Here is a 24,258-nt window from a genome sequence, read left to right as displayed (position 1 = left end):
TTATGTCTTTTTTACTATCAATCCCTCACACAAAAACACCACATTTCTTTGCAGATCTGCTGTTTAACTCAAACCATTTTCTCCAAAATAATAAGCAGTACGTCAAAATCATTGATTCAAAACAAGAACAAGGAGAATACTTATGTGGTCACTCATTGTTGCAATTGTGGTCGGTTTTATTGCGGGTCTGATTGCCCGTGCACTGCATCCTGGCGATAACAAGGCAGGCTTTTTGCTCACAACACTCTTAGGGATTGCAGGTTCTTTACTGGCAACTTATGGTGGACGCATGCTCGGTCTTTATGCCAATAATGTAGCCGCTGGCTTTATTGCCTCAGTGATTGGCGCGATTATTATTTTGTTTATCTATAATCTTATTATAAAAAAATCCCGCGCTTAATTTTTCGCATAAAAAAAGCCTTTTCACGTGAACCATGAAAAGGCTTTTTTAAAAATTAATTTCTATCTCATTACAAACCTAACTCTTTCCAAATGAGTTCAATTTGCTCGGCAGGGAAGCCACCCGCCGCTTTAAAACCATTCGAGAAAATCAGTGTCGGTGTTCCATTTACGCCAAGAGATTGACCTAGTTTCAAATTACGTTCAATTGGATTGGCACAGCTTTTATTCCCCGCAGGAGCAATCCCTTTAGCAATCAGATTTTCCCAAGCATAACTTTGATCTTTTTCACAATACACCGCTTTAGACGGCGTAACTGATTGCGGCTTGATTGGATAAATGAAAGTATAAATGGTCACGTTATCCAGTTTTTTTAATTCAGCCTCAAGTTGCTTGCAATACGGGCAATTTGGGTCAGAAAAGATCGCCAATTGGCGTTTACCATTACCTCGCACCGTTTTCACCGCATCTTGTAATGGCAATTTTTTCCAGTCAATTGAGTTCTGCTTTAAAATCAAATCCTTGGTCAAATTACGCTGATCGTTCAACCGAATCATCGATCCCACTAAAATATGTTGGGTATTTTCTCCAACATAAACCACTTGACCATCCATAGAGCCACTATAGATACCTGGCATTTCCGTGCTTTGAATATTCTCAATTTTCAAATCTGGATGTTGTTTGGCTAGATTGGTTTTTACAGTCTCGACACTCGCAAAACTAGACCAAGAAATGAAACCCGCCAGCATCGCAACCATTGTTCTTTTCAACATGAATTCTGCTCGTTCACGTAAGTTATAAAAGTGAATCAGTTTAATCCGAATGATTGTGATGATTGATAATTTTTATCAGGTATTTGGTAAAACAAATACCTGAGTGTTTCACGTGGAACTACGCCTTAAACCGATAAAGGATTAATTTCTACCGAGACATGCACAATTTCTTCATGAATCGCCAATGCCTCACGCACTTCATCCGCACTGATTGATGAGTGACTACTGAGTGCCAAAATACAGGCAAACTTCCCTTTGGCGACTTTCCAGACATGTAAATCGGTCACTTCAACAACCACAGGGAGATCCTGAATCACCTCACGGATTTCCTCCACGACAGGATGATTCATTTCTGCATCTAATAGGGTTTTCGCCGTGTCCTGCATCAATCCTACAGCCCAACGTGCGACCAAAATTGCCCCTAAAACCCCTAATAAAGCATCGAGAAACGACCATCCCATATATTTTCCGGCAAACAACGCAACTATTGCAAAGACCGAGGTCACTGCATCGGCAACCACATGTAAAAAAGCGGCTTTTTGATTGAGATCGTGTTCATGCTGATGCGAATGAGTCGATTCTTCGTGATGGTGATGGTGATGGTGATGGTGATGGTGACCATCATGTAACAACCATGCACAAATCAAGTTCACCACCAAGCCTAAAATCGCAATGGGGATCGCTTGATTATATTGAATATCAATAGGATGAATCAGGCGTTCTACCGACTGAAATGCCATAAAAATTGCAACCACCAACAGTAAAATCGCGCTGCTGTATCCCGCTAAAATTTCAATTTTCCACGTACCAAAGCTAAAACGGTGATCCTGAGCATAATGACGTGCAGCGCGATAGGAAAAATAAGCCAAACCCAATGCCAACATATGCGAACTCATGTGCCAACCATCGGCAAGTAATGCCATAGAATTAAAAATCCAGCCGCCAATCACTTCTAATAGCATCATGACTGCCGTTAAAATAGTCGCAATTAGGATTCGTTTTTGTGCCAAAGGATTCCCTTCATCAAATTGATGACTATGGCTTCTGTGCATGATCGAATGTTGCATAATGTTCTCACCAATATACTCCCCAGTAGTATATTTATTTTTGGAGGAAAGTGTGGGCCATTTATATGAAGATCAAAAAATTAAGAATCGCGTAAAGCGTTTGCAAGGGCAAATTCAAGCAATCGACCAAGCCCTCATGCAACCAGACAGCTCTTGTATTGAGGTATTACAGCAAGTGGCTGCGGTAAAGGGGGCAGTCAATGGTCTGATGAATGAACTGATTGAAGCCCATCTGCGCCATCATGTTCTAAAACCTCATAGTGAATTTGATGAAGCTGAACTTGCCGAATTTTTAAAGTTATTAAAACGCTACGGTTAGTGATTGTTTAAGCATCAGTTTCAGCTTAAGCTTTCGAAACTCTTTATTTTTTATTGAGCTTTTCCCGACAGTTTTTGTGATGCTTTATGACAGTTCAACCTCCTTGGCGTCCATTTATCATGGTCAGCCTTGCCTTGATTATGGGAACTATCGGTACAGCTTTAGCCAGCCCGCTGTATCCGATTTATCAAGAACTGTGGCATTTATTGCCCAGTCAGATTACCTATATTTTTGTTGCTTATATGTTTGGCTGTTTAGCAATGTTGCTCTTTTTCGGCCGCGCCAGCAACAGCTTTGGTTTTTTGCGCACACTACAAGTCGGTTTAGGATTTGTCATTCTAGGATTAGGGCTTTCTGCTTTTGCCAGTAGCACTGCTTGGCTCGGTTTAGGACGTTTTATTATTGGGATTGCTTCAGGGCTGATCAGTACTTCCGCTATGTTAGGTCTCATGCTGACCATTCCGGACAGTCATAAATCTCATGCCCCACAGTTAAGCTCAATTATTACCGTTATTGGTTTTGCTTTAGGGCCATTGATTGGCGGTGTGATTGCTCAATTTTCTGCATTTCCATTGCTCACGCCCTATCTGCCAATTATTGCAGGGGCAGTCCTCTGTTTAATTGGACTCTTTCGCTTAAAATCACCGACTTTTCAAGCACAAACCTTTTCAATTGCACCGCATTTAGAGCTTCCTGCCGCCCAGACCCGAACTCATTTTTTTATTGCAGGTTTAACTGCGTTTTGTGCTTTTGGTATATTTAGTCTGTTTGCTTCGCTGTCTGGGTCCTTTGTCAAAGACCTGATTCCATGGCATGGTCCTCTGGTCAGTGGTGTCGCGATTTCCAGCATTCTGTTTATTTCAGCGATCATACAGTTTTTTGCCAAATCGTTACCCGCAGGACGTAGCTTAAATTATGGTTTGATTTTACTGATGGGCAGTTGTCTACTCTTAGCCATCTGTATGCAAACCCAATTGAGTCTATTGTTTTTTATTAGTGATATTGGCGTGGGCTTGGGACATGGTCTAGGTATTATGGGATCATTTGGTCTGATTCATCAAATGACAGATCCACACAATCGTGCCGCAGTGATCTCGACCTATTTGTTTATGGGATATCTAGGCACGATCGTGCCAATTATTTCGGTAGGTTACAGTGCAGATTTATGGGGCTTAAATCTCGCAGTGATCGGTTTTGGCATTGGCATGAGCATCCTCTGCTTAACGCTGTATCTTTGGCACCGCAAACAAAAGGCTTTACTTCCAATCTAAAGTAAAGCCTTCTCAAAACTATAATAAAACCAGTTAAATTATGATCAAAAGATTACTTTCCAATACAGAACGATCCGAAAATTTTCCCTAACAAATCATCCGCACTAAATTCACCTGTAATTTCACTTAAAGCATTTTGTGCAAGACGTAGCGACTCGGCAACCAATTCACCTGCATGAAACACCACCAACTGCTCATGGGCTTCTGCAAGATAGTGCTGTGTGCGCTTCATTGCGTCTAAATGACGTGTTCGCGCAATAAAGGTATCTTCTTCTGGCTGAAAGCCAGCATGCACTGTAATCGCCTCTATGAGTGATTGAACGCCTGTTTCCTGTTTGGCTGAAACCGTAATATGGCGAAAACCTTGAAAATCGCCAATTTGAGCTGTTGCATCGGTTAAATCACATTTATTCCCAATCAACATTAAGCGTTTCGGTTCAAGATGATGCTCAAAGTATTCCCGTGCCAATTGCAGTGGGTCTTCACCTTGACTCAAGTCATAGACCAATAACAATAAATCAGCTTGCTCAATTTCTTTAATCGCGCGGCGAATACCTTCTTTTTCCACCACATCGCCTGTTTCACGCAATCCTGCGGTATCGGTCAATGTTATTGGCAAACCATTGAGGCTGATCTTTTCATGCAACACATCGCGGGTGGTTCCTGCAATATCCGTCACAATCGCGCGCTCAATGCCCGCTAAGGCATTGAGTAAAGAAGATTTACCCGCATTCGGCTTACCTGCAATCACCACCTGTAAACCTTCACGTAGTAATTGTCCTTGACGGGCAGATTTCTGCACCACAGCCACGGAATGCTGTACGTCTTCCAATAAAGTTAAAATCTTGCCGTCAGCCAAGAAGTCAATTTCTTCTTCAGGAAAGTCGATTGCCGCTTCCACGTGCAAACGCAAATGAATCAACTTTTCTAGCACAGTATTCACTTTATGTGAAAAGGCCCCTTGCAAAGAACGCACTGCAGAACGAGCCGCGGCCTGCGAAGTCGCATCAATCAAATCGGCAATCGCTTCTGCTTGTACCAAATCCAGTTTGCCATTTTCAAAAGCACGCATGGAAAACTCGCCTGCCTTGGCTGCGGTTGCACCCAATTCTAAACAACGAGCGAGCAAGGCATTTTGAATCACAGGTCCACCATGTCCCTGTAACTCAACCACATCCTCACCCGTGAACGAGTTTGGATTGGGAAAACAAATCACCAAACCCTCATCCAACACTTCTTGCACATCATCCAAAAACTGACGGAAACCCGCCATCCGTGCTTTGGGTAAAGCTTTTTGGCATAACTGTTCTGCAATCGCATAAGCTTGCGGACCAGAAAGACGAATTACCCCCACACCACCACGACCTGGCGGAGTAGCAATCGCTGCGATAGTGGTTTGATGCTGCATACAATTCACCTGACGTTAGTCCCAATCGAACCCAAATAAAAATCCGCCTAAGATTACCATCTTAAGCGGATTTAATCAGCTAGTTGCCGTGAGAAGCTGCGTTATGCGGCTTCTTTCGAGCTACGTGCTTTTTCTACTGATTTATTAATAAACCATTGCTGTGTAATCGTAATCGTATTGTTCACAATCCAGTACAGCACTAAACCTGCAGGGAAGAACAACATGAATACCGTGAACATAATTGGCATAATGCGGAACACTTTCGCCTGCATTGGATCGGCAGGTTGCGGGTTCAACATTTGCTGAATGAACATGGTCACGCCCATCAATAATGGCAGGATAAACCAAGGATCCATTGCTGATAAGTCTTGAATCCAGAGCATCCAAGGCGCATGACGCAATTCCACACTTTCCATCAATACCCAATACAAAGCCAAGAAGATTGGCATTTGGAGTAATAACGGTAAACAGCCTGAAAGTGGGTTGACTTGCTCACGCTTGTACAATGCCATCATTTCTTGAGAGAAGCGCATACGGTCTTCACCGAATTCTTCTTTCATTCGCTGCATTTCTGGCGCAATTACACGCATTTTCGCCATTGAGCGATAGCTCTTAGACGACAACGGCCACAGAATGAGTTTAACCAATACAGTCAGTAAAATAATTGACCAGCCCCAGTTCCCCACCAAATTATGGAAGAATTGTAAGCCAAGGAACAATAATTTCGCGATTGGCCATAACCAACCATAATCAACCGTCTGATTTAAACCTACAGCCAAGTCTTTCAATTCAGATTGAATTTTAGGACCTGAATAGAACGTCGCGTCAACTTCTGCCACTGTACCTGCAGGTACATTAATGGTTGGTGAAGTAAAACTGAGGATGTTCATGTCATCACTCGATTTACGCGACTCTAATTTAGCGCTATAAGCTTGACCATTCGCCTGAGTCAACTTCAACTCGCCTGGAATCCAAGCACTAACGAAGTAATGCTGAACCATTGCAACCCAGCCGCCTTTTGCTTCAACATTTAACTTTTCGTCGTTAAAGTTGGCAAATTTAAGCTTGTTGTAATGTTCTTCAGGCGTACCCCATGCACCACCCAAGAAGGTGCCCAAGGTGAAAATACCCTGATCCGATTTACCTGGATCTTCCGAATTATCACGTTTGAGCTGACCAAACATCTGGCCTTGCCAGTTTTGACCACTGCGGTTGACCACTTTGTGATTGACCACAACTGGATATTCGCCTTGAGTGAACGTGAAAGTTTTAATAATTTCTACGCCATCAGTCGTTTTAAAGACCATCGGAACAGAAAGTACTTGAACTGACTTGCCGTCTTTATCTTTCGCTGCTTTTGCATCAGCTAAAGTATATGCAGATTTCTCAATTTCATAGACAGGACGACCATTACGACCACTGTCAGGTCCATTTAGACCAATTAAACCAGATTGTGCAACATACGTACGTTTGGCATCGCTTTCCAGCATAACAAACGGTTCATCGCTATCTTTGTTTTTATCATGATTGAGTAATTCAACACGAACAATATCACCACCTTTAGGATTAATCCAAAGATGATAAAGGTCAGTTTGAACTGAAATAAGCTGTTGACTTGCTGCCGCAGTCGATTCTGTAGTTTGCTGAGCAGTACTATTTGCTTGTGGCACATCAGGAGCAGCCGTAGCTGTCTGTCCATTTGGCAAGTCGGCAGACACTTCATGTGAAACTACTGCAGCAGCTTGTGGCTGCTGTTGTACTTCATTATGCCCATAGTCCTTTTGCCATGCCAAAATAAGCAAATATGCGACGACAAACATGGCTCCTAGAATTGCAATCCTGGCCCATTGTTGCATATCTATTACCCCAAAAAGTTAGAGTGATTTTGATTCCATAAACATCCACGAAAGGGTACAGCAACGAGATGCATTTGAGAATCGATTTGCTGAAATGAAATAAAACGAATTGCTTTTGCAGGAACAGGATCATAGCCCGAGCCGCCCCATGGATGACATCGACAAATACGATTTGCAGCCAACCAAACACCCCGTACAGCTCCATGTGTATGGATTGCTTCCAATGAATATTGAGAACATGTAGGTAGATACCGACAACGTGGTCCTAACATAGGACTAATTGCGATCTGATAGAATCGAATAAACCAATGCAGCACACGTACCATTGGCCTTCTCTACTTCTGTGGGGAGGGAGCTATTTTTGAATGCTTTTTAGCAATGCGTTGCAGCTTTTGCCAAGCAAATTGTAATTGCTGATGCAATTCTGAATTCGCGACTGTTTCTATACCAACTTTAGGCATAACAACAATATCCAAGGCATCCAGTTGCATTTGATGCAGGCGAAAACTTTCGCGAGCAAGTCGTTTTACTCGATTTCTTTCATGCGCACGGCGCACTTTTTTCTTAGCAACAACAATACCCAAACGACTGTTAGGCTGTTTGGAAGGTGTCGCAAGAAATAAGAAATGGGGTTGGTGCACTTTAAAAAGCGCACCATCAAACACAACTTTATAATCGGCAGCACAACGAAGACGCCGCTCTGTGCCGAAGTCATAAAGTGTCATAACACCCAAAATCGTCTAAGCGCTAACAAATTAAACAGTTAAGCTGTGACGACCTTTTGCACGACGGCGAGCTAATACTTGACGACCAGCTTTAGTAGCCATACGAGCACGGAAACCATGAACGCGCTTACGCTTTAATTCAGATGGTTGGAATGTACGTTTCATATCGAAACTCCAAAAAATGATCTTTCTATAAAGGTCCGCGATTTTAGTGTTCATTGCTTGAGCTGTCAATCAAAAACACCTATTCGAACCAAATAAACTTGTAATCAATAAAACTTAACTTGGAAAGTCTGAATTAAGTCTTTCCCTGATTTAAAAACTATTCACATCATAATGAGTTGTTAAATAATGGGAAATAAGTTATAAACAATATTATTCACAATTTTATCCACACCACTATAAATACACAATGGTTTAAATTTAAATTCATTCTGGTGTCCAAGTTATCCACAGTAAAAGCAATCCTTATAAATAAATTCAAATTTTAAAATTTAAATTTATTATTATTAGGGAGCTGTTTTTCTGTGGAAAACCCATTTTTAATATATAAAAACAAGAGTTAACATTGTGGATATCTGTGTTTTTAAGAGTTTAAGGAGTTGTGGATAACTTGGCGTGTTTTTTTATCCACAGCCTGTGGGTGTTTTTATCCACATGCGGCTTTGAATTTAAATTTAGATTGTTTATTTCTTTTTTGAGCAACTTTTGCAGAATTCTTCATGACAGATGTGGATAACTTGGTTAGAATGGCGACCCGCTTTGGCGGACAATGGTGTTTTTAAATTTAAAAATGGATGAATAGGGGTTTCACATGCTTTGGACAGACTGCTTAACTCGCTTGCGACAAGAGCTATCTGGAAATGTTTTTACAATGTGGATTCGCCCTTTAGTTGCTGAAGAGTTAGAAGACACCTTGCGACTATATGCGCCTAATCCATATTGGACGCGCTATATTCAGGAACATCATTTAGAACTGATTACCATTTTGGCGGAGCAATTGTCTGAAGGACGGGTACGCCGTGTGGAAATTATGGTGGATTCGCGTCCAGGTGCGATTTTATCTCCAAGTGAACAACCTGCGACTACAACTGCGGCATTAGAAACTGCTGCACCTGTTGTAAAGGTAAAAAAAGAGAAAGAGGATTCGCCGTTAAAAAATAAAAAGCGATTGCTAAATCCCTTATTTACTTTTTCGCTATTTGTTGAAGGCCGTTCCAACCAAATGGCTGCTGAAACTTGCCGTAAAGTGTTGACTCAATTGGGAGCTTCTCAGCATAACCCTTTGTTTTTATATGGTCCGACAGGTTTAGGTAAAACTCACTTAATGCAAGCGGTAGGAAATGCTTTATTACAAGCCAAACCTAATGCACGTGTGATGTATATGACTGCTGAAAGCTTTGTTCAGGATTTTGTCAGCTCCTTACAACAAGGCAAGGTGGAAGAATTTAAGAAAAACTGTCGCTCTCTAGACTTACTTCTGGTGGACGATATTCATTTATTGGCGGGTAAAGAAGCGAGCTTGGTTGAGTTTTTTTATACGTTTAACGCTTTATTGGATGAATCGAAGCAAATTATCTTAACTTCGGACCGTTATCCTAAAGAATTGACAGAATTAGATGCCCGTTTAGTGTCACGTTTTTCTTGGGGCTTGTCAGTTGGGGTCGAACCACCAGATATTGAAACGCGAATTGAGATTTTATTAAAGAAAGCTCAAAGTAGTGGTGTAGACTTGCCGCGCAACTGTGCATTATTTATTGCACAACAAGTGGTTGCGAATGTCCGTGAGTTAGAAGGTGCACTGAATAAAGTGGTGGCTATTTCACGTTTTAAAGGGACCTCGATTGACCTTGATGTGGTTCGAGAATCGCTTAAAGATGTTTTGGCAATTCGTGCTCGAACCATCAGTACGGAAAATATTCAACGGGTGGTGAGTGAATATTTCCGCATTCCACTGAAAGAATTAATCGGTCCTAAACGAACGCGTATTTATGCACGTCCGCGTCAATTGGCGATGGGTTTGGCACGTGAACTGACAGGCGATAGTTTTCCTGAAATTGGGATGGCGTTTGGTGGTCGTGACCATAGTACGGTCATGCATGCGTGTGAAAAAGTGCAAAGCTTAAGAGAGGATGATCCTATCTTTAATGAGGATTACAAAAACTTGCAACGCCTGCTGCAAAGTTAATCGATCTTGGTCAAATTCTATTCTTGCAATGCGGTATATTCTGCCGCATAGTACACTGCTAAAAATTAATTAATTTATTTTTCATCTTCAGTTTTTTCGAGGAATGCATCGTGCGTTTAAAAATCGCCAAAGAAAGTTTACTTAATGTTCTTTCACATGTGGTAGGAGCCGTGGAGCGTCGCCACACCTTAAACATTTTATCGAATGTTAAAGTACAAGTGAGTCAAAATGCTTTGGCGATTACAGGTTCAGATTTAGAAGTTGAATTGGTTGCAAGTACCAATTTAATGGAAGGTGCTTGTTTACAAGCAGGTGAAACTACAGTTCCTGCACGTAAACTGATGGATATCTGTAAATCTTTACCTAGTTCGGCATTAATTGATATTCAAATTACCGAAGATCAGCGCTGTATCCTTAAATCGGGCAACAGTCGATTTGTATTGGGTACTTTGCCTGCCGAAGATTACCCCTTATTAAATACGGAAAATACACAAGGTACACAGATTGCGGTGACGCAGCGTGAATTGAAGCGTTTATTTGAAAAAACGGCCTTTGCTATGGCAGTTCAGGATGTGCGTTTTTATTTAACCGGCACCTTGTTAGAAATTGATGAAAATCAATTACGTGCAGTAACTACAGATGGTCACCGTTTGGCATTATGTGAAACATTGGCATCTTCAAATACGCAACAATTGATTCAAGCGATTGTACCGCGTAAAGCTGTCGGTGAATTACAGCGCTTGCTGAGTATTGAAGATGAGCAATTGTCGTTATTGATTGGTCGTGAATTGCTGAATGTGACCATCAATACGCCAAGTCGTGATAAAGAGCAGGGAACCATTAAAGTGCGTTTTACCACGAAACTGATTGATGGAAAATTCCCTGATTATCGCCGTGTGATTCCACGTGGTGGTGATAAAAAAGTGTTGATTGCACATGATGTGTTTAAGCAGTCTTTACAGCGCGTTTCTATTTTAAGTAATGAAAAACTGCGTGGCGTATTCTTGAATTTCAGTGCAGATACTTTGCAATTGCGTGCCAATAACCCTGAACAAGATGAAGCGATTGAAGATTTGGCAATCCAGTACAATGATGCACCATTAGAAATGTCATTTAATGCGCAGTATTTACTTGATGTGCTTGGTGTTTTGGATGGCGATGATGTTTCGATGACCATGAGTGAAGCCAATCAATCGGTGTTGGTGCATGATCCTGCACATGCCGATCAGACCTATGTTGTCATGCCAATGCGTGTGTAATCGCTAGATTTATTATGCAGATTACGCGTTTAAACATCGAACGTGTTCGTAATTTAAAAACGGTTGCACTCTCAGAGTTGCAGCCGTTTAACGTCTTTTATGGTGCGAATGGTTCAGGGAAAACCTCTATTTTGGAGGCGATTCATTTACTGGCGACAGGTCGTTCCTTTCGTACCCATATTCCTAAACACTATATTCTGCATGATGCTCAGAATGCTGTCGTTTTTGCCCAATCTTGCAGTGAAAAAATTGGGATGCAAAAACATGTTAGCGGTGAGCAAGTCATGAAAGTGAATGGTGATCATATTGCCACGCAAGGGCAGTTAGCAAAACTATTACCTTTACAGCATATTGATCCGCAAAGTACCGATATTATTGATCATGGTGCTAAACCAAGACGACAGTTGCTCGATTGGTTGATGTTTCACGTGGAACCTGAGTTCTATCATGCTTGGCAGTTTTATTCACGTGCCTTAAAACAACGCAATAGCCTATTAAAATCGCGGCGTCATTTAAGTCTAGAAAGCTTAGAACCGTGGAATAAAATGTTGGGTGAATATGGTGAAATTTTACATTCACAGCGGGTTGCGATTGTGGAACAGTGGAATGTATTTTTTCAGCAAGATTTGCAGCATCTGCTGCCCAATTTAAGTGTTGAACTAGAATATCTCGCTGGCTTTCATACCGAACAGGGATTGCTGCATGACCTGTGCAGTCAGCACCAAAAAGATGTGGATCGAAGATATACTGAATATGGTCCACATCGTGCCGATTTACGTCTGAAAACCCCAATGGGGGAGGCGGATATTGTACTGTCACGTGGACAGAAAAAGCTGTTGATTATTGCGCTAAAACTCTCACAGATTGCAATGCTACATGCCTGTAATAAGGAAACTGTGGTATTATTAGATGATCTGACAGCAGAATTAGATTTAGCCGCACAACAACGTTTAATTGAGCGATTAAGCCAACTTGGTAGTCAAGTTTTTATTACCACTTTAGAGCATGAATCTGTGCAAAAACATTTACATGACTTGTCTATTTCCCACCAATTGTTCCACGTGGAAAATGGTCGAGTAGTATGTGTTGTGCAATGATTTCCCATCTTTGGATAGACCGATTTTTCACTAGGGAGTAACCATGAGTTCAGAAGACCAAACTGTCACTCAAACAGAACAAAGCAACGAAAAGGCTTATGATTCCTCTAGCATCAAAGTGTTGCGTGGTTTGGATGCCGTTCGTAAGCGCCCAGGTATGTATATTGGTGATACTGATGATGGTTCAGGTTTGCATCACATGGTATTCGAAGTGGTGGATAACGCCATTGATGAAGCTTTAGCAGGTCATTGTGATGAAATCTTGGTGACGATTCATGAAGATGAGTCAGTCAGTGTTTCTGATAACGGTCGTGGTATTCCAACCGATATTCACCCTGAAGAAGGGGTTTCTGCCGCAGAAGTTATTCTAACTATTCTGCATGCAGGCGGTAAATTTGATGATAATAGTTATAAAGTCTCAGGCGGTTTGCACGGGGTAGGTGTTTCCGTTGTAAATGCCTTGTCGAGCAAACTCGAATTAATCATTCATCGTGCGGGGCATATTCATCAACAAGAATATCGTCATGGTGATCCGCAGTATCCACTCAAAGTGATTGGTAATACGGAAACCACAGGCACGATTGTACGTTTTTGGCCAAGTTCGGACACCTTTAGCCAAACGATTTTTAGTGTCGATATTTTGGCACGTCGTTTACGTGAATTGTCTTTCCTGAATGCAGGTGTACGTATTGTTCTGCGTGATGAGCGGATTAATTTAGAACATGTATATGACTATGAAGGTGGTTTGTCTGAGTTTGTTAAATATATTAATCAGGGCAAAAACCATCTGAATGACATTTTCCACTTTACGACCCAAGCTGAAAATGGCATTGGGGTGGAAGTGGCGTTGCAATGGAATGACACTTATCAAGAAAATGTCCGTTGCTTTACCAACAATATTCCGCAAAAAGATGGTGGTACACATTTAGCAGGCTTCCGTGCAGCGTTGACCCGTGGCTTAAACAGCTATATGGAAAATGAGAGTTTGTTGAAAAAAGAAAAAGTGGCAGTCACGGGGGATGATGCTCGTGAAGGTTTAACCGCCATTATTTCGGTTAAAGTGCCAGATCCGAAGTTTTCTTCACAAACCAAAGAAAAATTGGTATCGAGTGAAGTGAAATCTGCGGTAGAGCAAGCCATGAACAAGGCATTCTCTGAATACTTGCTTGAGAACCCTGCTGCGGCAAAATCAATTGCAGGCAAAATTATTGATGCGGCACGTGCACGTGATGCTGCGCGTAAAGCCCGTGAAATGACTCGTCGTAAAAGTGCATTAGATATTGCGGGTTTGCCAGGTAAATTGGCAGACTGTCAGGAAAAAGATCCAGCTTTGTCTGAACTGTATCTGGTCGAGGGTGATTCTGCGGGTGGTTCAGCGAAACAAGGTCGTAACCGTAAAATGCAGGCGATTTTACCGCTGAAAGGTAAAATCCTAAATGTGGAACGTGCGCGCTTTGACAAGATGATTTCTTCTCAGGAAGTCGGCACGCTGATCACGGCTTTGGGCTGCGGTATTGGTCGTGAAGAATACAATCCTGATAAGTTGCGTTATCACAAAATCATTATCATGACCGATGCCGACGTCGATGGTTCGCATATTCGTACCTTATTATTAACCTTTTTCTTCCGTCAAATGCCAGAATTGGTGGAACGTGGACATATTTATATTGCGCAACCACCACTTTATAAATTGAAAAAGGGTAAGCATGAACAATACATGAAAGATAATGAAGCGCTCGAAACCTTCCTGATCTCGAATGCAATTGATGATCTGGCTTTGCATATCAGTGCTGAAGCTCCAGCGATTCGTGGTGAAGCTTTAGCCAAGGTAATTGCTGATTATCAAACCTCACAGAAAAGTTTACAGCGTTTAACCCAGCGTTATCCTGCAAGCTTGTTGGATGGTTTGATCTCGATGGATGCTTATAAGTTTGATCATTCACAAGATTTGGCTTATGTACAACAGTGGGGTGAGCAATTGCGTGCCGCTGTGGAAAAAACGCAGCCAAGCTTACGCCCAGAGTTGATGCTCGAAGCGTTTGATAAAGAGTTGGCAGATGGTCAAAAAGTGGTAGTGTATTTCCCGCGCATCACAATTTATGTGCATAATCTCCCACACAGCTATTTACTCGATGCGGGTTTATTGTCTTCGGGCGAGTATGTGCGTTTGCTGAAAAATTCCAAGAGCTGGTTTAGCCTGCTTGAAGAGGGTGCATATTTAGAAAAAGGCGAGCGTAAAATTGCGGTCAACAATTTCCACCAAGTGTGGCAGCATATTTTACAAGACTCGCGCCGCGGCATGATGATCCAACGCTATAAAGGTTTGGGCGAGATGAATGCGGAGCAGTTGTGGGAAACCACGATGGACCCTGAAAACCGTCATATGTTGCAAGTCACCATTGATGATGCGATTGAAGCAGACCGCATGTTCTCTTGCTTAATGGGGGATGATGTCGAACCACGTCGTGCCTTCATTGAAGAGAATGCCTTAAATGCAGATATTGATGCATAACTGTTTGTGATGTTCTAAAGCAGCCTAAGGGCTGCTTTTTTATTGGGGATTATTTTGTTGATGGTTATTAAACTGTCGTATTGCTGTGGCATGCTGAATAAAAATAACTGAGCGGAAAGCATATGGATTTAAGTTTGGAACAGTGTCGAGATCATTGGCTGAATGCTTTTTATACGGGACAAGTACAGGAACTGATGGTATATGAGCATCCTGAGTTTAAAGTGGTGTATGAAGCTCAAAGGAAGGTTGAAAGCAATTTAAGTCGTTATGCTAGTATTCAGCATGCGGTACAAAATGGGGTGTGGAAACCTCAGCATTTAGAAATTCAAACCGAAATATTTGAGTTTAATCCGACACAAACTGAATGCCGAATCTTGCTCCATCTAGCGCAGCCCGAACAAATGATTCAAGAAACATGGCACTACCGGTCTGATGCATGGCAAATCACAGAGCTTCGCTTTGTAAAAACAAAATGATCGAGTTGCTGAAGCAATTTAATTTTCAGCATAAAAAAAGCAGGTCCAGTGACCTGCTTTTAATTGATTAGGGATTGGTCTTAGTCAGTAAAAGTCACTTTCGCGATGGCTTTTTTACCCGCTTGAACAATCACCGTGATATTTTCTTTCACAGAGAAGCTGGCATCCACCACATTCCAGTCGACTTTAACGGCTCCACGTGAAACAGCATCTTTGGCTGCAGCCGCATTTTTGGTTAAACCCGCAGCGCGTACAATCGAAGCAATAAACATTTCACCACCAAATTCGGCGCGTGAAATCGTGATTTCTGGTGTTCCTTCCGGTAATTCACCTTCAGTAATGATGTTACCTGCACCTTTATGCGCATTGGCAGCAGCTTCCGCACCGTGGAAACGCTCAACCAATTCAAGTGCCAGAATTTTCTTCACTTCTTGTGGATTACGACCATCTTCAACTTCTTTGAGCAGGACTTTGATTTCTTCAATTGATTTAAAACTCAGAAGATCAAAATAACGTTCAATCAAAGCATCGGGCATGGAAAGTACTTTTTGGTACATTGCTCCAGGCGTATCAAATACCCCAATGTAGTTGCCTAAAGATTTAGACATTTTGTTGACGCCATCTAAACCTTCAAGGATCGGCACGGTAATACACACTTGTGCTTCTTGATCATAACGACCTTGTAAGGTACGACCCATCAGCAAGTTAAAGGTTTGATCTGTCCCACCAAGTTCGACATCGGCATGTAAGGCAACAGAGTCATAGCCTTGTACCAGTGGATACAAGAATTCGTGAATGGCAATCGGTTGTTGATTATTATAACGCTTAGTGAAGTCATCACGTTCTAACATACGCGCCACAGTTTGCTGTGATGCCAACTGAATTAAATCAGCCGCAGTTTTAGTCGCAAACCATTCCGAGTTAAACACCACTTTGGTTTTGTTCGGATCAAGAATTTTAAACACTTGTTCTTGATAAGTCTTGGCATTTTCTAAGACTTGTTCGCGTGACAACGGTGGGCGTGTGGCACTTTTACCTGTTGGATCACCGATCATTGCCGTATAGTCACCAATCAAGAAAAACACTTCATGACCGAGGTCTTGGAACGTTTTTAATTTGTTGATCAGCACAGTATGACCTAAGTGTAAGTCAGGTGCAGTCGGGTCGAAGCCCGCTTTAATTTTTAGAGGACGATTCTCTTTGAGTTTCTTTAATAGATCCTCTTCAGAGATAATTTCATGAGTGCCTCGTTGAATGAGGGCAAGTTGTTCTTCAGCCGGCAGGAAATTTGACATCACAAAACCCAAACACATCAGTTATTCAATTTGTGCGATATACTAACACTTTTTCAGCACATTGCAGGCTTTAGAATAATCATGACAGCAATCTATATTGGGGTAATGACCGGCACCAGCATGGATGGGGTAGATATTGTGGCCGCTTCATTCGACCCATTGCAGTTGCATGCCACGCTCACCTTAGCGTTTGACCCTGATTTACGAAATGAACTGATGGCACTCACGTTGCCTGATGATAACGAAATAGATCGTATGGGTAAGGCTGATGTGGCTTTGGCAAAAATGATTGGTGAAGGCATCAATACACTGATTGAACAGCATCAACTCGACCGTAGCCAAATAAAAGCCATTGGTTCGCATGGGCAGACCATTCGACATCGCCCAGAGCATGGCTTTACCTTACAGATTGGCGACCCCAACATTATTACTGAAATCACTCAAATTCCTGTGGTCTCTGATTTCCGCCGTCGTGACATGGCTGCGGGTGGGCAGGGTGCACCTTTGGTCCCTGCTTTTCATCAAGCTTTATTTCAGCATGAAAGCATTCACCGTGTGATTCTGAATTTAGGTGGCATTGCCAATGTCAGTCTTTTACCTGCGGGTGCACCAGAGCTGGTTTCGGGTTTTGATACTGGACCAGCCAATATTCTGATGGATGCATGGTGCCATCGTTATACCGGACAACCGTATGATGAAAATGGTAATTGGGCTGCCTATGGTCAGCCAATTCGCAGTTTGTTAGAGCGTTTACAGGCACATGACTTTTTTGCCAAAGAGCCGCCTAAAAGTACGGGACGTGAAGATTTTAATTTGGATTGGTTGGATGACCAAATCATGGACTGGCGCAATGATGAGCTGGCGTATGATGAATTGGAAGATAACCCTGAAAATATCCAAGCCACCTTATTAAAACTGACTACACGTGCTATTAAGAAAGCGATCTATCGTTCAGGTATGGACACGGGCGAGGTCTATGTCTGTGGTGGTGGTGCGTATAATTCACAACTTTTGGAACAATTACGCTGGCGTTTACGCAAGCACCAATGGACGGTACAAAGTACCGCAGATTTAGGTTTAAGTCCGACTTGGGTTGAAGCCACAGCTTTTGCGTGGTTAGCGAAGCGTTTTGTTGAGCATTTAAGCGGTAATTTACCTACGGTGACTGGAGCTAAGGGTTATCGTATTTTAGGCAGCATAACTGCAGTTTAAACGTCGAGAAGACATCAATAAAAAACCTCCTGAATTGGAGGTTTTTTACGTCTGTGATCAACTTAAATGGAGAAAGATGATCCACAGCCACAAGTGGTGGTTGCATTGGGATTTTGTACAATAAAGCGTGAACCTTCAAGACCTTCAATATAATCAACCACAGAACCGATTAAATATTGATAGCTAAGAGAGTCGACCAGCATTTTCACATCGCCATTGATGAATTCGGCATCATCTTCATTCATATTATCGGCAAAGTTAAAGCCATAAGAAAAGCCAGAACAGCCCCCGCCTGTTACATAGACACGTAACATTAAATCTTGGTTGCCTTCACTATCGCGCAATTGGCGTACTTTATTTGCAGCATTGTCGGTCAACACAAGCGTTGGAGCAGTCATGATAGATTCCTCTGTTCGGTTCATGGGTCTTTTAAAAATGAAAAAGACCATATCTCTAGTATAGCATACTCAATATATGGTCAATATTCGAAGATTAAAAGTTAAATCAGAGTAATTTTATCAAGATTATTTGTAGTTTTCATCTTGTAGACCACATTCAAAATTTTTGGCATCTTCTTTACAGCGGAACTGCCACAGCAGTTTCATCATGCGTTTGTCATATACCCCTTGCTGAGTCAAATTAATTCGCGCGTCACGCATCATTTTTTGATAGCCTGGTTTATCGGGAGCAGGGACGTCCATCCAGTATTTGCTTGGAATATCGGCTTTCATTTTACCTAAAATGCCAAAAGCACGTGGAAGTTGTGATTTGACCCATTCACGTGATTGCTGCCCATAGCCTTTGGGGAAACGGTCAGGGCGGATAATAATATTGCCTGTGACTTGTAAGATGGGATAATTCACAATTGCGCCCTTGCTGCCTAAACCTTTGTGTAATTCAAGTGGTTTAAAGGCCGCTGCAGGGGCACCAATAATATCGACCTGACCATTATTAAATTTACTGCCAAAATTGGTGACATCAGAACTGACGGCTTGGGCACCGACTTGTTGCACCATGATTTTTTGCGCTTGATCATAATCCAGCACGGCAATCTTTTTGCCTGCCGCTTTGGCGACAGTATTGATGCGACGATCATTGACCAACAGATAGGCATCACCCACTGGAATGACGCCTGCAACTTCATATTTGCCTTTCACCATATATTTGCTAAATGTAGGATTGGCTAAACCTTGCATGACTTTAACTGCTAATTTTAGGTTGGGAATGGCCCCAATGGCATCGAGTGAGCCAGTAAAATCATTAAATTGACGCCCTCGCATGCCAGTCACACTAATGCCATCGCATTTCCCGGCCTTAAAATCTTCGGCAATGACCGCTTCATTTTGAGCAACTCGCAATTCAATATCTGCGCCCCAGTTTTTGGCAGCCAATTGATAGTCTTTCATTAGGGCGTAAACATCGCCACTTTTACCGACCAAGTCAAATACGCAAACCACTTGTTTAGCTTGTACAAGACTGGTTGCAGCGCATAGCCCGAGTCCGATTAAAAGTTGTATTGATGATCGTTTCATCATGTGAATTTTCCTTATTCCATTCTTTTTGTATTGTTGGGATGATGTTTTTCATCGTTTTAAGTGCTAAAGCAAAGCGTTTATCTATGTTCAAGATTAGCGTGTTTTTATCCTTGAACATTGGCACTTTAGAGCAAAACTTAAATAAAAAAGCCTAGAATAATCTAGGCCTTAGTTATTGATTTATGGTTTATTCACCTGCCATTGAACACTCAAAATTGGCTTTATCGACAGAGCAACGTGCCTTTTTCAAGACACTCATCATGCCTGTATCATAAATACCTTGTTTGGTGAGATCGATACGACCATCACGTAGCATTTTTTGATATTTAATTTTATCTTCAGCACTTAAATTCATGCGGTATTTGGCAGGAATACCCGCTTCAAGGCGATTAATCATCGAGAAGCTTTTTGGTAAATTCTTGACAAACCAGTCACGAGATTTTTGTCCAAAACCAGCAGGGAATTGCTCAGGGCGAATCACAAAGTCGGCAGTCACTTGTAGAACAGGAAAGTTAAACATTGCGCCGTTATTGCCTAAACCCTTATAAATTTCGAGAGGTTTGTATGCATAGGCAGGGGCACCCACCATGTCCACTTGACCATTATTAAATTTAGCTACGAAATTTGAAACATCCGAAATGACCGCTTGAGCACCAACACGTTGCACCATAATTTTTTGTGCTTGGTCATAGCCCAAGACTGCGAATTTTTTCCCAGCCGCTTTTTCTATGGAATTGATGTTTTTATCACGGACGAATATAAAAGCAGAGCCAAGGGGTGCAATACCAGCCACTTCATATTTTTTGCCACTCAACGTGGTCACCATTTTGCTGGCATTACGTTGGTCTAGGGCAAAGCTAATGGCTTTTTGCGCAATGGCGTTGCTGGGTACGCCACCTAAGGCATCAATTGAACCTGCAAATTTATTGTATTGACGTGCGCGCATTGCGGTCATAAAAACGCCGTCACATTTACCTGCTTTAAAATCGTTGTCCGCGACGGCTTCATCTTGTCGTGGAATCAGGTTGACTTCTGCACCCCAGCTTTTTGCTGCTAGTGCCCATTCTTGCGCCATTCGATAAGATTCGCCTGACTTACCCAGCAAATCAAATACACAGATATCTACTTTGGCGGCTTGCGCAGTCGTAGAAAGACCCACAGCAGTCAAAGCAGCTAAACCGAACATGACTTTTTTCATTGTGTTCATCCTTTTCAGATTGGTTATTGTTTTAAGTGTCCTTACACGCAAACAATATTAAGCAAGTTTTGTATTTATAAATAGAGTATTTACTCCATTTTTAAATAAAAAAATGACACGCGCTGCAAAATTGCTGTCAAATTGTCCAATCCAAAGCTGTGTTTTAATTAAAATCAGTGAATTAAAAGGATTTTGGGCTTAAAAAAATCATGATTAAATTATTCCCCGCCTAGTGAGCATTCAAAATTGGTGCGCTCAACGGTACATCTGGCTTTTTTCAGTACAGTCATCATGGTGGGGTCATAGATGCCTTGTTGGGTCAAATCCATCCGCGCATCACGCAACAATTTTTGATATTTTTCTTTGTCATCTTTGTTCAGTTGCATACGATATTTGCTCGGAATAGTGGTTTCTACACGCTGCACCATAGCAAAATTTCTAGGTAGTTGGCGGACAAACCATTGCCGAGATTGGGCAGCAAAACCCTCTGGAAATTGTTCTGGTCGAATAATCAGGTCTGCCGTGACATTTAATACCGGAAAATTGATCATTGCGCCGTTATTGCCCAAACCTTTATAAATCTCAAGGGGTTTAAAGGCATAAGCAGGCGCGGGCACGACATCGACTTCATTCTGATTAAATTTTTTCACAAAATTGGAAATTTCAGACATGACAGGAACAGCATTAATGCGTTTCACCATAATTTTTTGTGCCTGATCAAACTCCATCACTGCAATTTTTTTACCGTTGAGTTTTTCAATGGTATTGACTGATTTATCCCTTACAAATAAGTAGGCTGGGCCAATCTGACCAATCCCTGCAACTTCATAGGTCTCTTTACCTGATTTGGTGATGAGGCGTTTCTGATTTCGTTTGTCTAAAACATAAATAATGGCTTTCTGCGCAATCGCGTTATTGGGTACTCCACCCAAGGCATCAATTGAACCCGCAAATTTATTATAATTACGGGCACGCATGGAGGTCATATAAAAACCGTCACATTTTCCAGCTTTGAAGTCTTGGTCTAATTTGGCTTCATCTTTGTAAGCCGTTAGGTCTATATTGGCGCCCCAGTTTTTACTGACCAATGCCCATTCTTCAAGAAACTTATAAGAGTCTCCAGATTTGCCAAGCAAATCGAAAACGCAAACATTAATATTTGCATGCGCTAAATTGGACAAATTGAATAGTGTTGCTGTAGACAAGACAAAAAAGGCTTTTCTCATTATTTCACCTCATTTTTTTGATTTTTCAGGAACAAATTTATATAACCATGTTTTTTTTGAATAAAATAGAGTTTTTACTCTATTTCCGACCGATAACATTTTAGTGTATATGCGGTTGGTATTTTTTCTTTTCTAAGCGACTTCCTTTAGAATAGCGCTAACTTTTTATCTGCCAGTGTTTGTGATGATCCAATTAGACCAACTTTCGATTCGTCGTGGTGGACGCGTACTCTTCCAAAAAGCCTCGATGCAATTACATCCAGGTTGGAAAATTGGTTTAACTGGCGTAAATGGCGCTGGTAAATCAACCTTATTTTCTGCGCTCTTGGGGGGGATGGAGTCCGATGGGGGATCTTTAACCCGTCCTGCGGTGTGGACCGTTGCCCATATGGCACAAGAAATCAAAGCTTTAGACATGAAAGCAATTGATTTTGTTTTATCAGGCGACGAAGAATATTGGGAAATTCAGAACAAACTCGACCATCCTGAAAACTTAAGTGATGATGAACTTGCTCATTTATATGGTCGCTTTGATGAAATTCATGGTTATTCAGCCGCGGCTAAAGCATCACAACTCATGGCTGGTTTAGGTTTCTTTGAACATCAATCACAACTCGATGTTTCAAGTTTCTCGGGCGGTTGGCGCATGCGTCTGAACCTTGCGCGTACCCTCATGAGTCGTTCAGATTTACTATTACTGGATGAACCGACCAATCATTTAGACTTAGATGCTATTCTTTGGTTAGAAGATTGGTTGAAAGCCTACGAAGGAACTTTGGTTCTCATTTCGCATGACCGTGATTTCTTGGATGCGATTACCGACCATATTTTACATATCGAAAATCAAGAACTGATTTTATATACCGGTAACTACTCGACCTTCGAACGTACTCGTAGTGAGCGTTTGGCACAACAACAACAAGCCTACGAAAAGCAATTAGAAACACGTGCACATTTGCAAAAATATATCGACCGCTTTAAAGCGCAAGCCACCAAAGCCAAACAAGCGCAAAGTCGAATTAAACAATTGGAACGTATGCAGGAACTTTCTGCTGCGCATGTCGATACGCCGTTTACCTTTAGTTTCCGTGAACCAAGTAAAATGAGTTCACCTTTACTGGAACTTGAAACTGCCGATATTGGTTACGGTGAAAAACTGATTGTGACCAATGTGAATTTGCAAATTACCCCGACCAGTCGAATTGGTTTATTGGGAATGAATGGCGCAGGTAAATCAACCTTGATTAAATCACTGGTTGGCGATCTAAAACTATTACAAGGAACGCGTAAAGATTCTGAACTGCTGAATATTGGTTATTTTGCTCAGCATCAAATGGATGCTTTGGATGGTAACGCCAGCCCAATGTTGCAATTGGCGCGTATTGCCGACAAAAAAATTAGTGAAGCCAGTTTACGTTCTTTCTTAGGCAGCTTTGGTTTTAGTGGCGAACGTATGGATACGCCAAGTGAAAGTTTCTCTGGCGGTGAACGGGCGCGTTTGGCTTTAGCACTCATTGTATGGCAACGTCCAAACGTATTAATTCTAGACGAACCCACCAACCATTTAGACTTAGATATGCGCCATGCACTAACAATGGCATTACAAGACTTTGAAGGTGCGGTGGTTCTGGTTTCGCATGAACGCCAACTCATTGCTTCCGTTTGTGATGAGTTGATCTTGGTTCACGCAGGTCAAAGTCGTGAATTTGATGGTGACTTGACGGCTTATGCAGAATGGTTACGTCAAGCACGTATCGACATGATGAAGAATGGCCAACAACCGTCTGCTCCAGTTCAATCCCAAGTTGAAGTGAAACCCACTATTTCTAAACTGGACAAAGAAGCTCAACGTAAAGAAGCAGCTCGTCAACGTGAACTCAGTCGTCCAATTCGTAAAAATATTGAAAAAAATGAAGTTCAGATTGCCAAAGTTCAGCCGCGCTTAGCGGAAATTGAAGTTTTATTGGGTGATCCTACGCTATATGAAGCAAACCGAAAGGACGATTTGCTGAAATTGATGGATGAACAAAATCAGTTAAAAGCAAAATTAGAGCAAATTGAAGAAGAGATGCTGACTTTGATGATGGAATTAGAAGCATTGGAAAGCGCATTTTAATTTTTTAAATGACAAAATAGAAAAAGCACAACGTTAATGTTGTGCTTTTTCTATATATAAGTACTAACAGCAAAAGCAAAAAACACATTAAATGAAAATAAATATGCGATTTACGTTTGAAAATGATTAAAAAATGAATGAAAAACTAGTTTTTTGCATTGTTTTGTTGAAAAAACCAACACACGTGCAAAATAATTTAAAAAGGGTATTGCAAGGGATGTGAAATGCTGTAGAATGCACATCCATCGGCGGTGATGTTGATTAAAACTTGTTGAGAAACAAGGATTTAGCCCAAGGGGTAGAATCTGAAAGTCTTGAATGAGTTT

General features: G+C 41.6%; 22 protein-coding genes. 10 read left to right on the top strand and 12 right to left on the bottom strand.

Translation table 11 applies throughout. The annotated features are described in order from the left end of the window. Window positions 1-142 precede the first annotated feature (142 nt). The gene (locus tag DCO44_RS14025) at window positions 143-400 is read left to right on the top strand and encodes a GlsB/YeaQ/YmgE family stress response membrane protein (protein ID WP_116762937.1); all 258 of its coding nucleotides are present in this window, start codon (window positions 143-145) and stop codon (window positions 398-400) included. 70 nt (window positions 401-470) lie between these two features. On the opposite strand, the gene DCO44_RS14020 is transcribed toward DCO44_RS14025, so the two are convergent. Together DCO44_RS14020 and dmeF are read right to left on the bottom strand one after the other, a co-directional pair. After that, the gene (locus tag DCO44_RS14020; RefSeq protein WP_116762935.1) at window positions 471-1,172 is read right to left on the bottom strand and encodes a DsbC family protein; all 702 of its coding nucleotides are present in this window, start codon (window positions 1,170-1,172) and stop codon (window positions 471-473) included. 125 nt (window positions 1,173-1,297) lie between these two features. Then, the gene (gene dmeF / locus DCO44_RS14015) at window positions 1,298-2,254 is read right to left on the bottom strand and encodes a CDF family Co(II)/Ni(II) efflux transporter DmeF (protein WP_116762933.1); all 957 of its coding nucleotides are present in this window, start codon (window positions 2,252-2,254) and stop codon (window positions 1,298-1,300) included. Between the two features lie 37 nt (window positions 2,255-2,291). Between dmeF and DCO44_RS14010 the strand changes: the two genes are divergently transcribed. Together DCO44_RS14010 and DCO44_RS14005 are read left to right on the top strand one after the other, a co-directional pair. Then, on the top strand, window positions 2,292-2,558 hold the full coding sequence (locus DCO44_RS14010) for a metal/formaldehyde-sensitive transcriptional repressor (protein ID WP_116762931.1): 267 nt from the start codon (window positions 2,292-2,294) through the stop codon (window positions 2,556-2,558). Between the two features lie 86 nt (window positions 2,559-2,644). Beyond that, entirely contained in the window at window positions 2,645-3,829 is a 1,185-nt protein-coding gene (locus tag DCO44_RS14005; protein ID WP_416224531.1) for an MFS transporter, read from the top strand. A gap of 52 nt (window positions 3,830-3,881) precedes the next feature. On the opposite strand, the gene mnmE is transcribed toward DCO44_RS14005, so the two are convergent. The 5 genes from mnmE to rpmH form a co-directional block, all read right to left on the bottom strand. Next, window positions 3,882-5,237 carry a tRNA uridine-5-carboxymethylaminomethyl(34) synthesis GTPase MnmE gene (mnmE, locus tag DCO44_RS14000; RefSeq protein WP_116762929.1) on the bottom strand — a complete coding sequence of 452 codons (1,356 nt, stop codon included), beginning with the start codon at window positions 5,235-5,237 and terminating at the stop codon, window positions 3,882-3,884. 101 nt (window positions 5,238-5,338) lie between these two features. Further along, window positions 5,339-7,093, bottom strand: a complete 1,755-nt coding sequence (gene yidC / locus DCO44_RS13995; protein ID WP_116762927.1) for a membrane protein insertase YidC — start codon at window positions 7,091-7,093, stop codon at window positions 5,339-5,341. A gap of 5 nt (window positions 7,094-7,098) precedes the next feature. Continuing rightward, the gene (gene yidD, locus DCO44_RS13990; RefSeq protein ID WP_116762925.1) at window positions 7,099-7,419 is read right to left on the bottom strand and encodes a membrane protein insertion efficiency factor YidD; all 321 of its coding nucleotides are present in this window, start codon (window positions 7,417-7,419) and stop codon (window positions 7,099-7,101) included. A gap of 9 nt (window positions 7,420-7,428) precedes the next feature. Then, complete coding sequence (gene rnpA / locus DCO44_RS13985) at window positions 7,429-7,818, bottom strand: ribonuclease P protein component (protein WP_116762923.1); 390 nt, start codon at window positions 7,816-7,818, stop codon at window positions 7,429-7,431. A 30-nt stretch (window positions 7,819-7,848) separates the two neighbouring features. Next, window positions 7,849-7,983 (bottom strand): 50S ribosomal protein L34, encoded by a 135-nt coding sequence (rpmH, locus tag DCO44_RS13980; protein ID WP_000831329.1) that lies wholly within the window; start codon window positions 7,981-7,983, stop codon window positions 7,849-7,851. Window positions 7,984-8,632: 649 nt separating this feature from the next. Between rpmH and dnaA the strand changes: the two genes are divergently transcribed. The 5 genes from dnaA (at window position 8,633) to DCO44_RS13955 (ending at window position 15,350) form a co-directional block, all read left to right on the top strand. Continuing rightward, window positions 8,633-10,006 carry a chromosomal replication initiator protein DnaA gene (gene dnaA / locus DCO44_RS13975; RefSeq protein ID WP_116762921.1) on the top strand — a complete coding sequence of 458 codons (1,374 nt, stop codon included), beginning with the start codon at window positions 8,633-8,635 and terminating at the stop codon, window positions 10,004-10,006. A 110-nt stretch (window positions 10,007-10,116) separates the two neighbouring features. Next, window positions 10,117-11,265 (top strand): DNA polymerase III subunit beta, encoded by a 1,149-nt coding sequence (dnaN, locus tag DCO44_RS13970; protein WP_116762919.1) that lies wholly within the window; start codon window positions 10,117-10,119, stop codon window positions 11,263-11,265. Window positions 11,266-11,279: 14 nt separating this feature from the next. Continuing rightward, complete coding sequence (gene recF, locus DCO44_RS13965) at window positions 11,280-12,362, top strand: DNA replication/repair protein RecF (protein ID WP_116762916.1); 1,083 nt, start codon at window positions 11,280-11,282, stop codon at window positions 12,360-12,362. 43 nt (window positions 12,363-12,405) lie between these two features. Then, window positions 12,406-14,874, top strand: coding sequence for a DNA topoisomerase (ATP-hydrolyzing) subunit B (gene gyrB / locus DCO44_RS13960; protein ID WP_116762914.1), 2,469 nt, complete (start codon window positions 12,406-12,408; stop codon window positions 14,872-14,874). 122 nt (window positions 14,875-14,996) lie between these two features. Next, window positions 14,997-15,350 carry a hypothetical protein gene (locus tag DCO44_RS13955; protein WP_116762912.1) on the top strand — a complete coding sequence of 118 codons (354 nt, stop codon included), beginning with the start codon at window positions 14,997-14,999 and terminating at the stop codon, window positions 15,348-15,350. Window positions 15,351-15,430: 80 nt separating this feature from the next. Here DCO44_RS13955 and tyrS read toward each other — a convergent pair whose 3' ends face one another. After that, complete coding sequence (gene tyrS / locus DCO44_RS13950; RefSeq protein WP_116762910.1) at window positions 15,431-16,663, bottom strand: tyrosine--tRNA ligase; 1,233 nt, start codon at window positions 16,661-16,663, stop codon at window positions 15,431-15,433. Between the two features lie 63 nt (window positions 16,664-16,726). Here tyrS and DCO44_RS13945 point away from each other — a divergent pair, with 63 nt between their 5' ends. Beyond that, on the top strand, window positions 16,727-17,857 hold the full coding sequence (locus DCO44_RS13945) for an anhydro-N-acetylmuramic acid kinase (RefSeq protein WP_116762908.1): 1,131 nt from the start codon (window positions 16,727-16,729) through the stop codon (window positions 17,855-17,857). Window positions 17,858-17,919: 62 nt separating this feature from the next. Here DCO44_RS13945 and erpA read toward each other — a convergent pair whose 3' ends face one another. The 4 genes from erpA to DCO44_RS13925 form a co-directional block, all read right to left on the bottom strand. Continuing rightward, window positions 17,920-18,255: an iron-sulfur cluster insertion protein ErpA gene (gene erpA, locus DCO44_RS13940; RefSeq protein ID WP_116762906.1), complete on the bottom strand. Its 336-nt coding sequence runs from the start codon at window positions 18,253-18,255 to the stop codon at window positions 17,920-17,922. A gap of 126 nt (window positions 18,256-18,381) precedes the next feature. Beyond that, window positions 18,382-19,389: a putative solute-binding protein gene (locus tag DCO44_RS13935; protein ID WP_116762970.1), complete on the bottom strand. Its 1,008-nt coding sequence runs from the start codon at window positions 19,387-19,389 to the stop codon at window positions 18,382-18,384. A gap of 190 nt (window positions 19,390-19,579) precedes the next feature. Further along, a complete protein-coding gene (locus tag DCO44_RS13930) occupies window positions 19,580-20,590 on the bottom strand; it encodes a putative solute-binding protein (protein WP_116762904.1) in 1,011 nt (336 codons plus the stop codon). A 218-nt stretch (window positions 20,591-20,808) separates the two neighbouring features. Then, on the bottom strand, window positions 20,809-21,816 hold the full coding sequence (locus DCO44_RS13925) for a putative solute-binding protein (protein WP_116762902.1): 1,008 nt from the start codon (window positions 21,814-21,816) through the stop codon (window positions 20,809-20,811). A gap of 184 nt (window positions 21,817-22,000) precedes the next feature. On the opposite strand from DCO44_RS13925, the gene DCO44_RS13920 reads away from it, so the two are divergent. Then, window positions 22,001-23,932, top strand: coding sequence for an ATP-binding cassette domain-containing protein (locus DCO44_RS13920; RefSeq protein WP_116762900.1), 1,932 nt, complete (start codon window positions 22,001-22,003; stop codon window positions 23,930-23,932). The last annotated feature ends 326 nt before the right edge of the window (window positions 23,933-24,258 follow it).

This window comes from Acinetobacter sp. AM (assembly GCF_003105055.1).
Lineage (GTDB): Bacteria > Pseudomonadota > Gammaproteobacteria > Pseudomonadales > Moraxellaceae > Acinetobacter > Acinetobacter tibetensis.
Note: the sequence above shows the minus strand (reverse complement) of the source record. Positions and strands in the feature narration are given on the sequence as shown.

Coding starts and splice junctions, on each gene's coding strand:
- DCO44_RS14025 (WP_116762937.1), top strand. CDS start 143: ATGTGGTCACTCATTGTTGCAATTGTGGTCGGTTTTATTGCGGGTCTG.
- DCO44_RS14020 (WP_116762935.1), bottom strand. CDS start 1,172: ATGTTGAAAAGAACAATGGTTGCGATGCTGGCGGGTTTCATTTCTTGG.
- DCO44_RS14005 (WP_416224531.1), top strand. CDS start 2,645: ATGACAGTTCAACCTCCTTGGCGTCCATTTATCATGGTCAGCCTTGCC.
- mnmE (WP_116762929.1), bottom strand. CDS start 5,237: ATGCAGCATCAAACCACTATCGCAGCGATTGCTACTCCGCCAGGTCGT.
- yidC (WP_116762927.1), bottom strand. CDS start 7,093: ATGCAACAATGGGCCAGGATTGCAATTCTAGGAGCCATGTTTGTCGTC.
- yidD (WP_116762925.1), bottom strand. CDS start 7,419: ATGGTACGTGTGCTGCATTGGTTTATTCGATTCTATCAGATCGCAATT.
- rnpA (WP_116762923.1), bottom strand. CDS start 7,818: ATGACACTTTATGACTTCGGCACAGAGCGGCGTCTTCGTTGTGCTGCC.
- rpmH (WP_000831329.1), bottom strand. CDS start 7,983: ATGAAACGTACATTCCAACCATCTGAATTAAAGCGTAAGCGCGTTCAT.
- dnaA (WP_116762921.1), top strand. CDS start 8,633: ATGCTTTGGACAGACTGCTTAACTCGCTTGCGACAAGAGCTATCTGGA.
- recF (WP_116762916.1), top strand. CDS start 11,280: ATGCAGATTACGCGTTTAAACATCGAACGTGTTCGTAATTTAAAAACG.
- gyrB (WP_116762914.1), top strand. CDS start 12,406: ATGAGTTCAGAAGACCAAACTGTCACTCAAACAGAACAAAGCAACGAA.
- DCO44_RS13955 (WP_116762912.1), top strand. CDS start 14,997: ATGGATTTAAGTTTGGAACAGTGTCGAGATCATTGGCTGAATGCTTTT.
- tyrS (WP_116762910.1), bottom strand. CDS start 16,663: ATGTGTTTGGGTTTTGTGATGTCAAATTTCCTGCCGGCTGAAGAACAA.
- DCO44_RS13945 (WP_116762908.1), top strand. CDS start 16,727: ATGACAGCAATCTATATTGGGGTAATGACCGGCACCAGCATGGATGGG.
- erpA (WP_116762906.1), bottom strand. CDS start 18,255: ATGACTGCTCCAACGCTTGTGTTGACCGACAATGCTGCAAATAAAGTA.
- DCO44_RS13935 (WP_116762970.1), bottom strand. CDS start 19,389: ATGAAACGATCATCAATACAACTTTTAATCGGACTCGGGCTATGCGCT.
- DCO44_RS13930 (WP_116762904.1), bottom strand. CDS start 20,590: ATGAAAAAAGTCATGTTCGGTTTAGCTGCTTTGACTGCTGTGGGTCTT.
- DCO44_RS13925 (WP_116762902.1), bottom strand. CDS start 21,816: ATGAGAAAAGCCTTTTTTGTCTTGTCTACAGCAACACTATTCAATTTG.
- DCO44_RS13920 (WP_116762900.1), top strand. CDS start 22,001: ATGATCCAATTAGACCAACTTTCGATTCGTCGTGGTGGACGCGTACTC.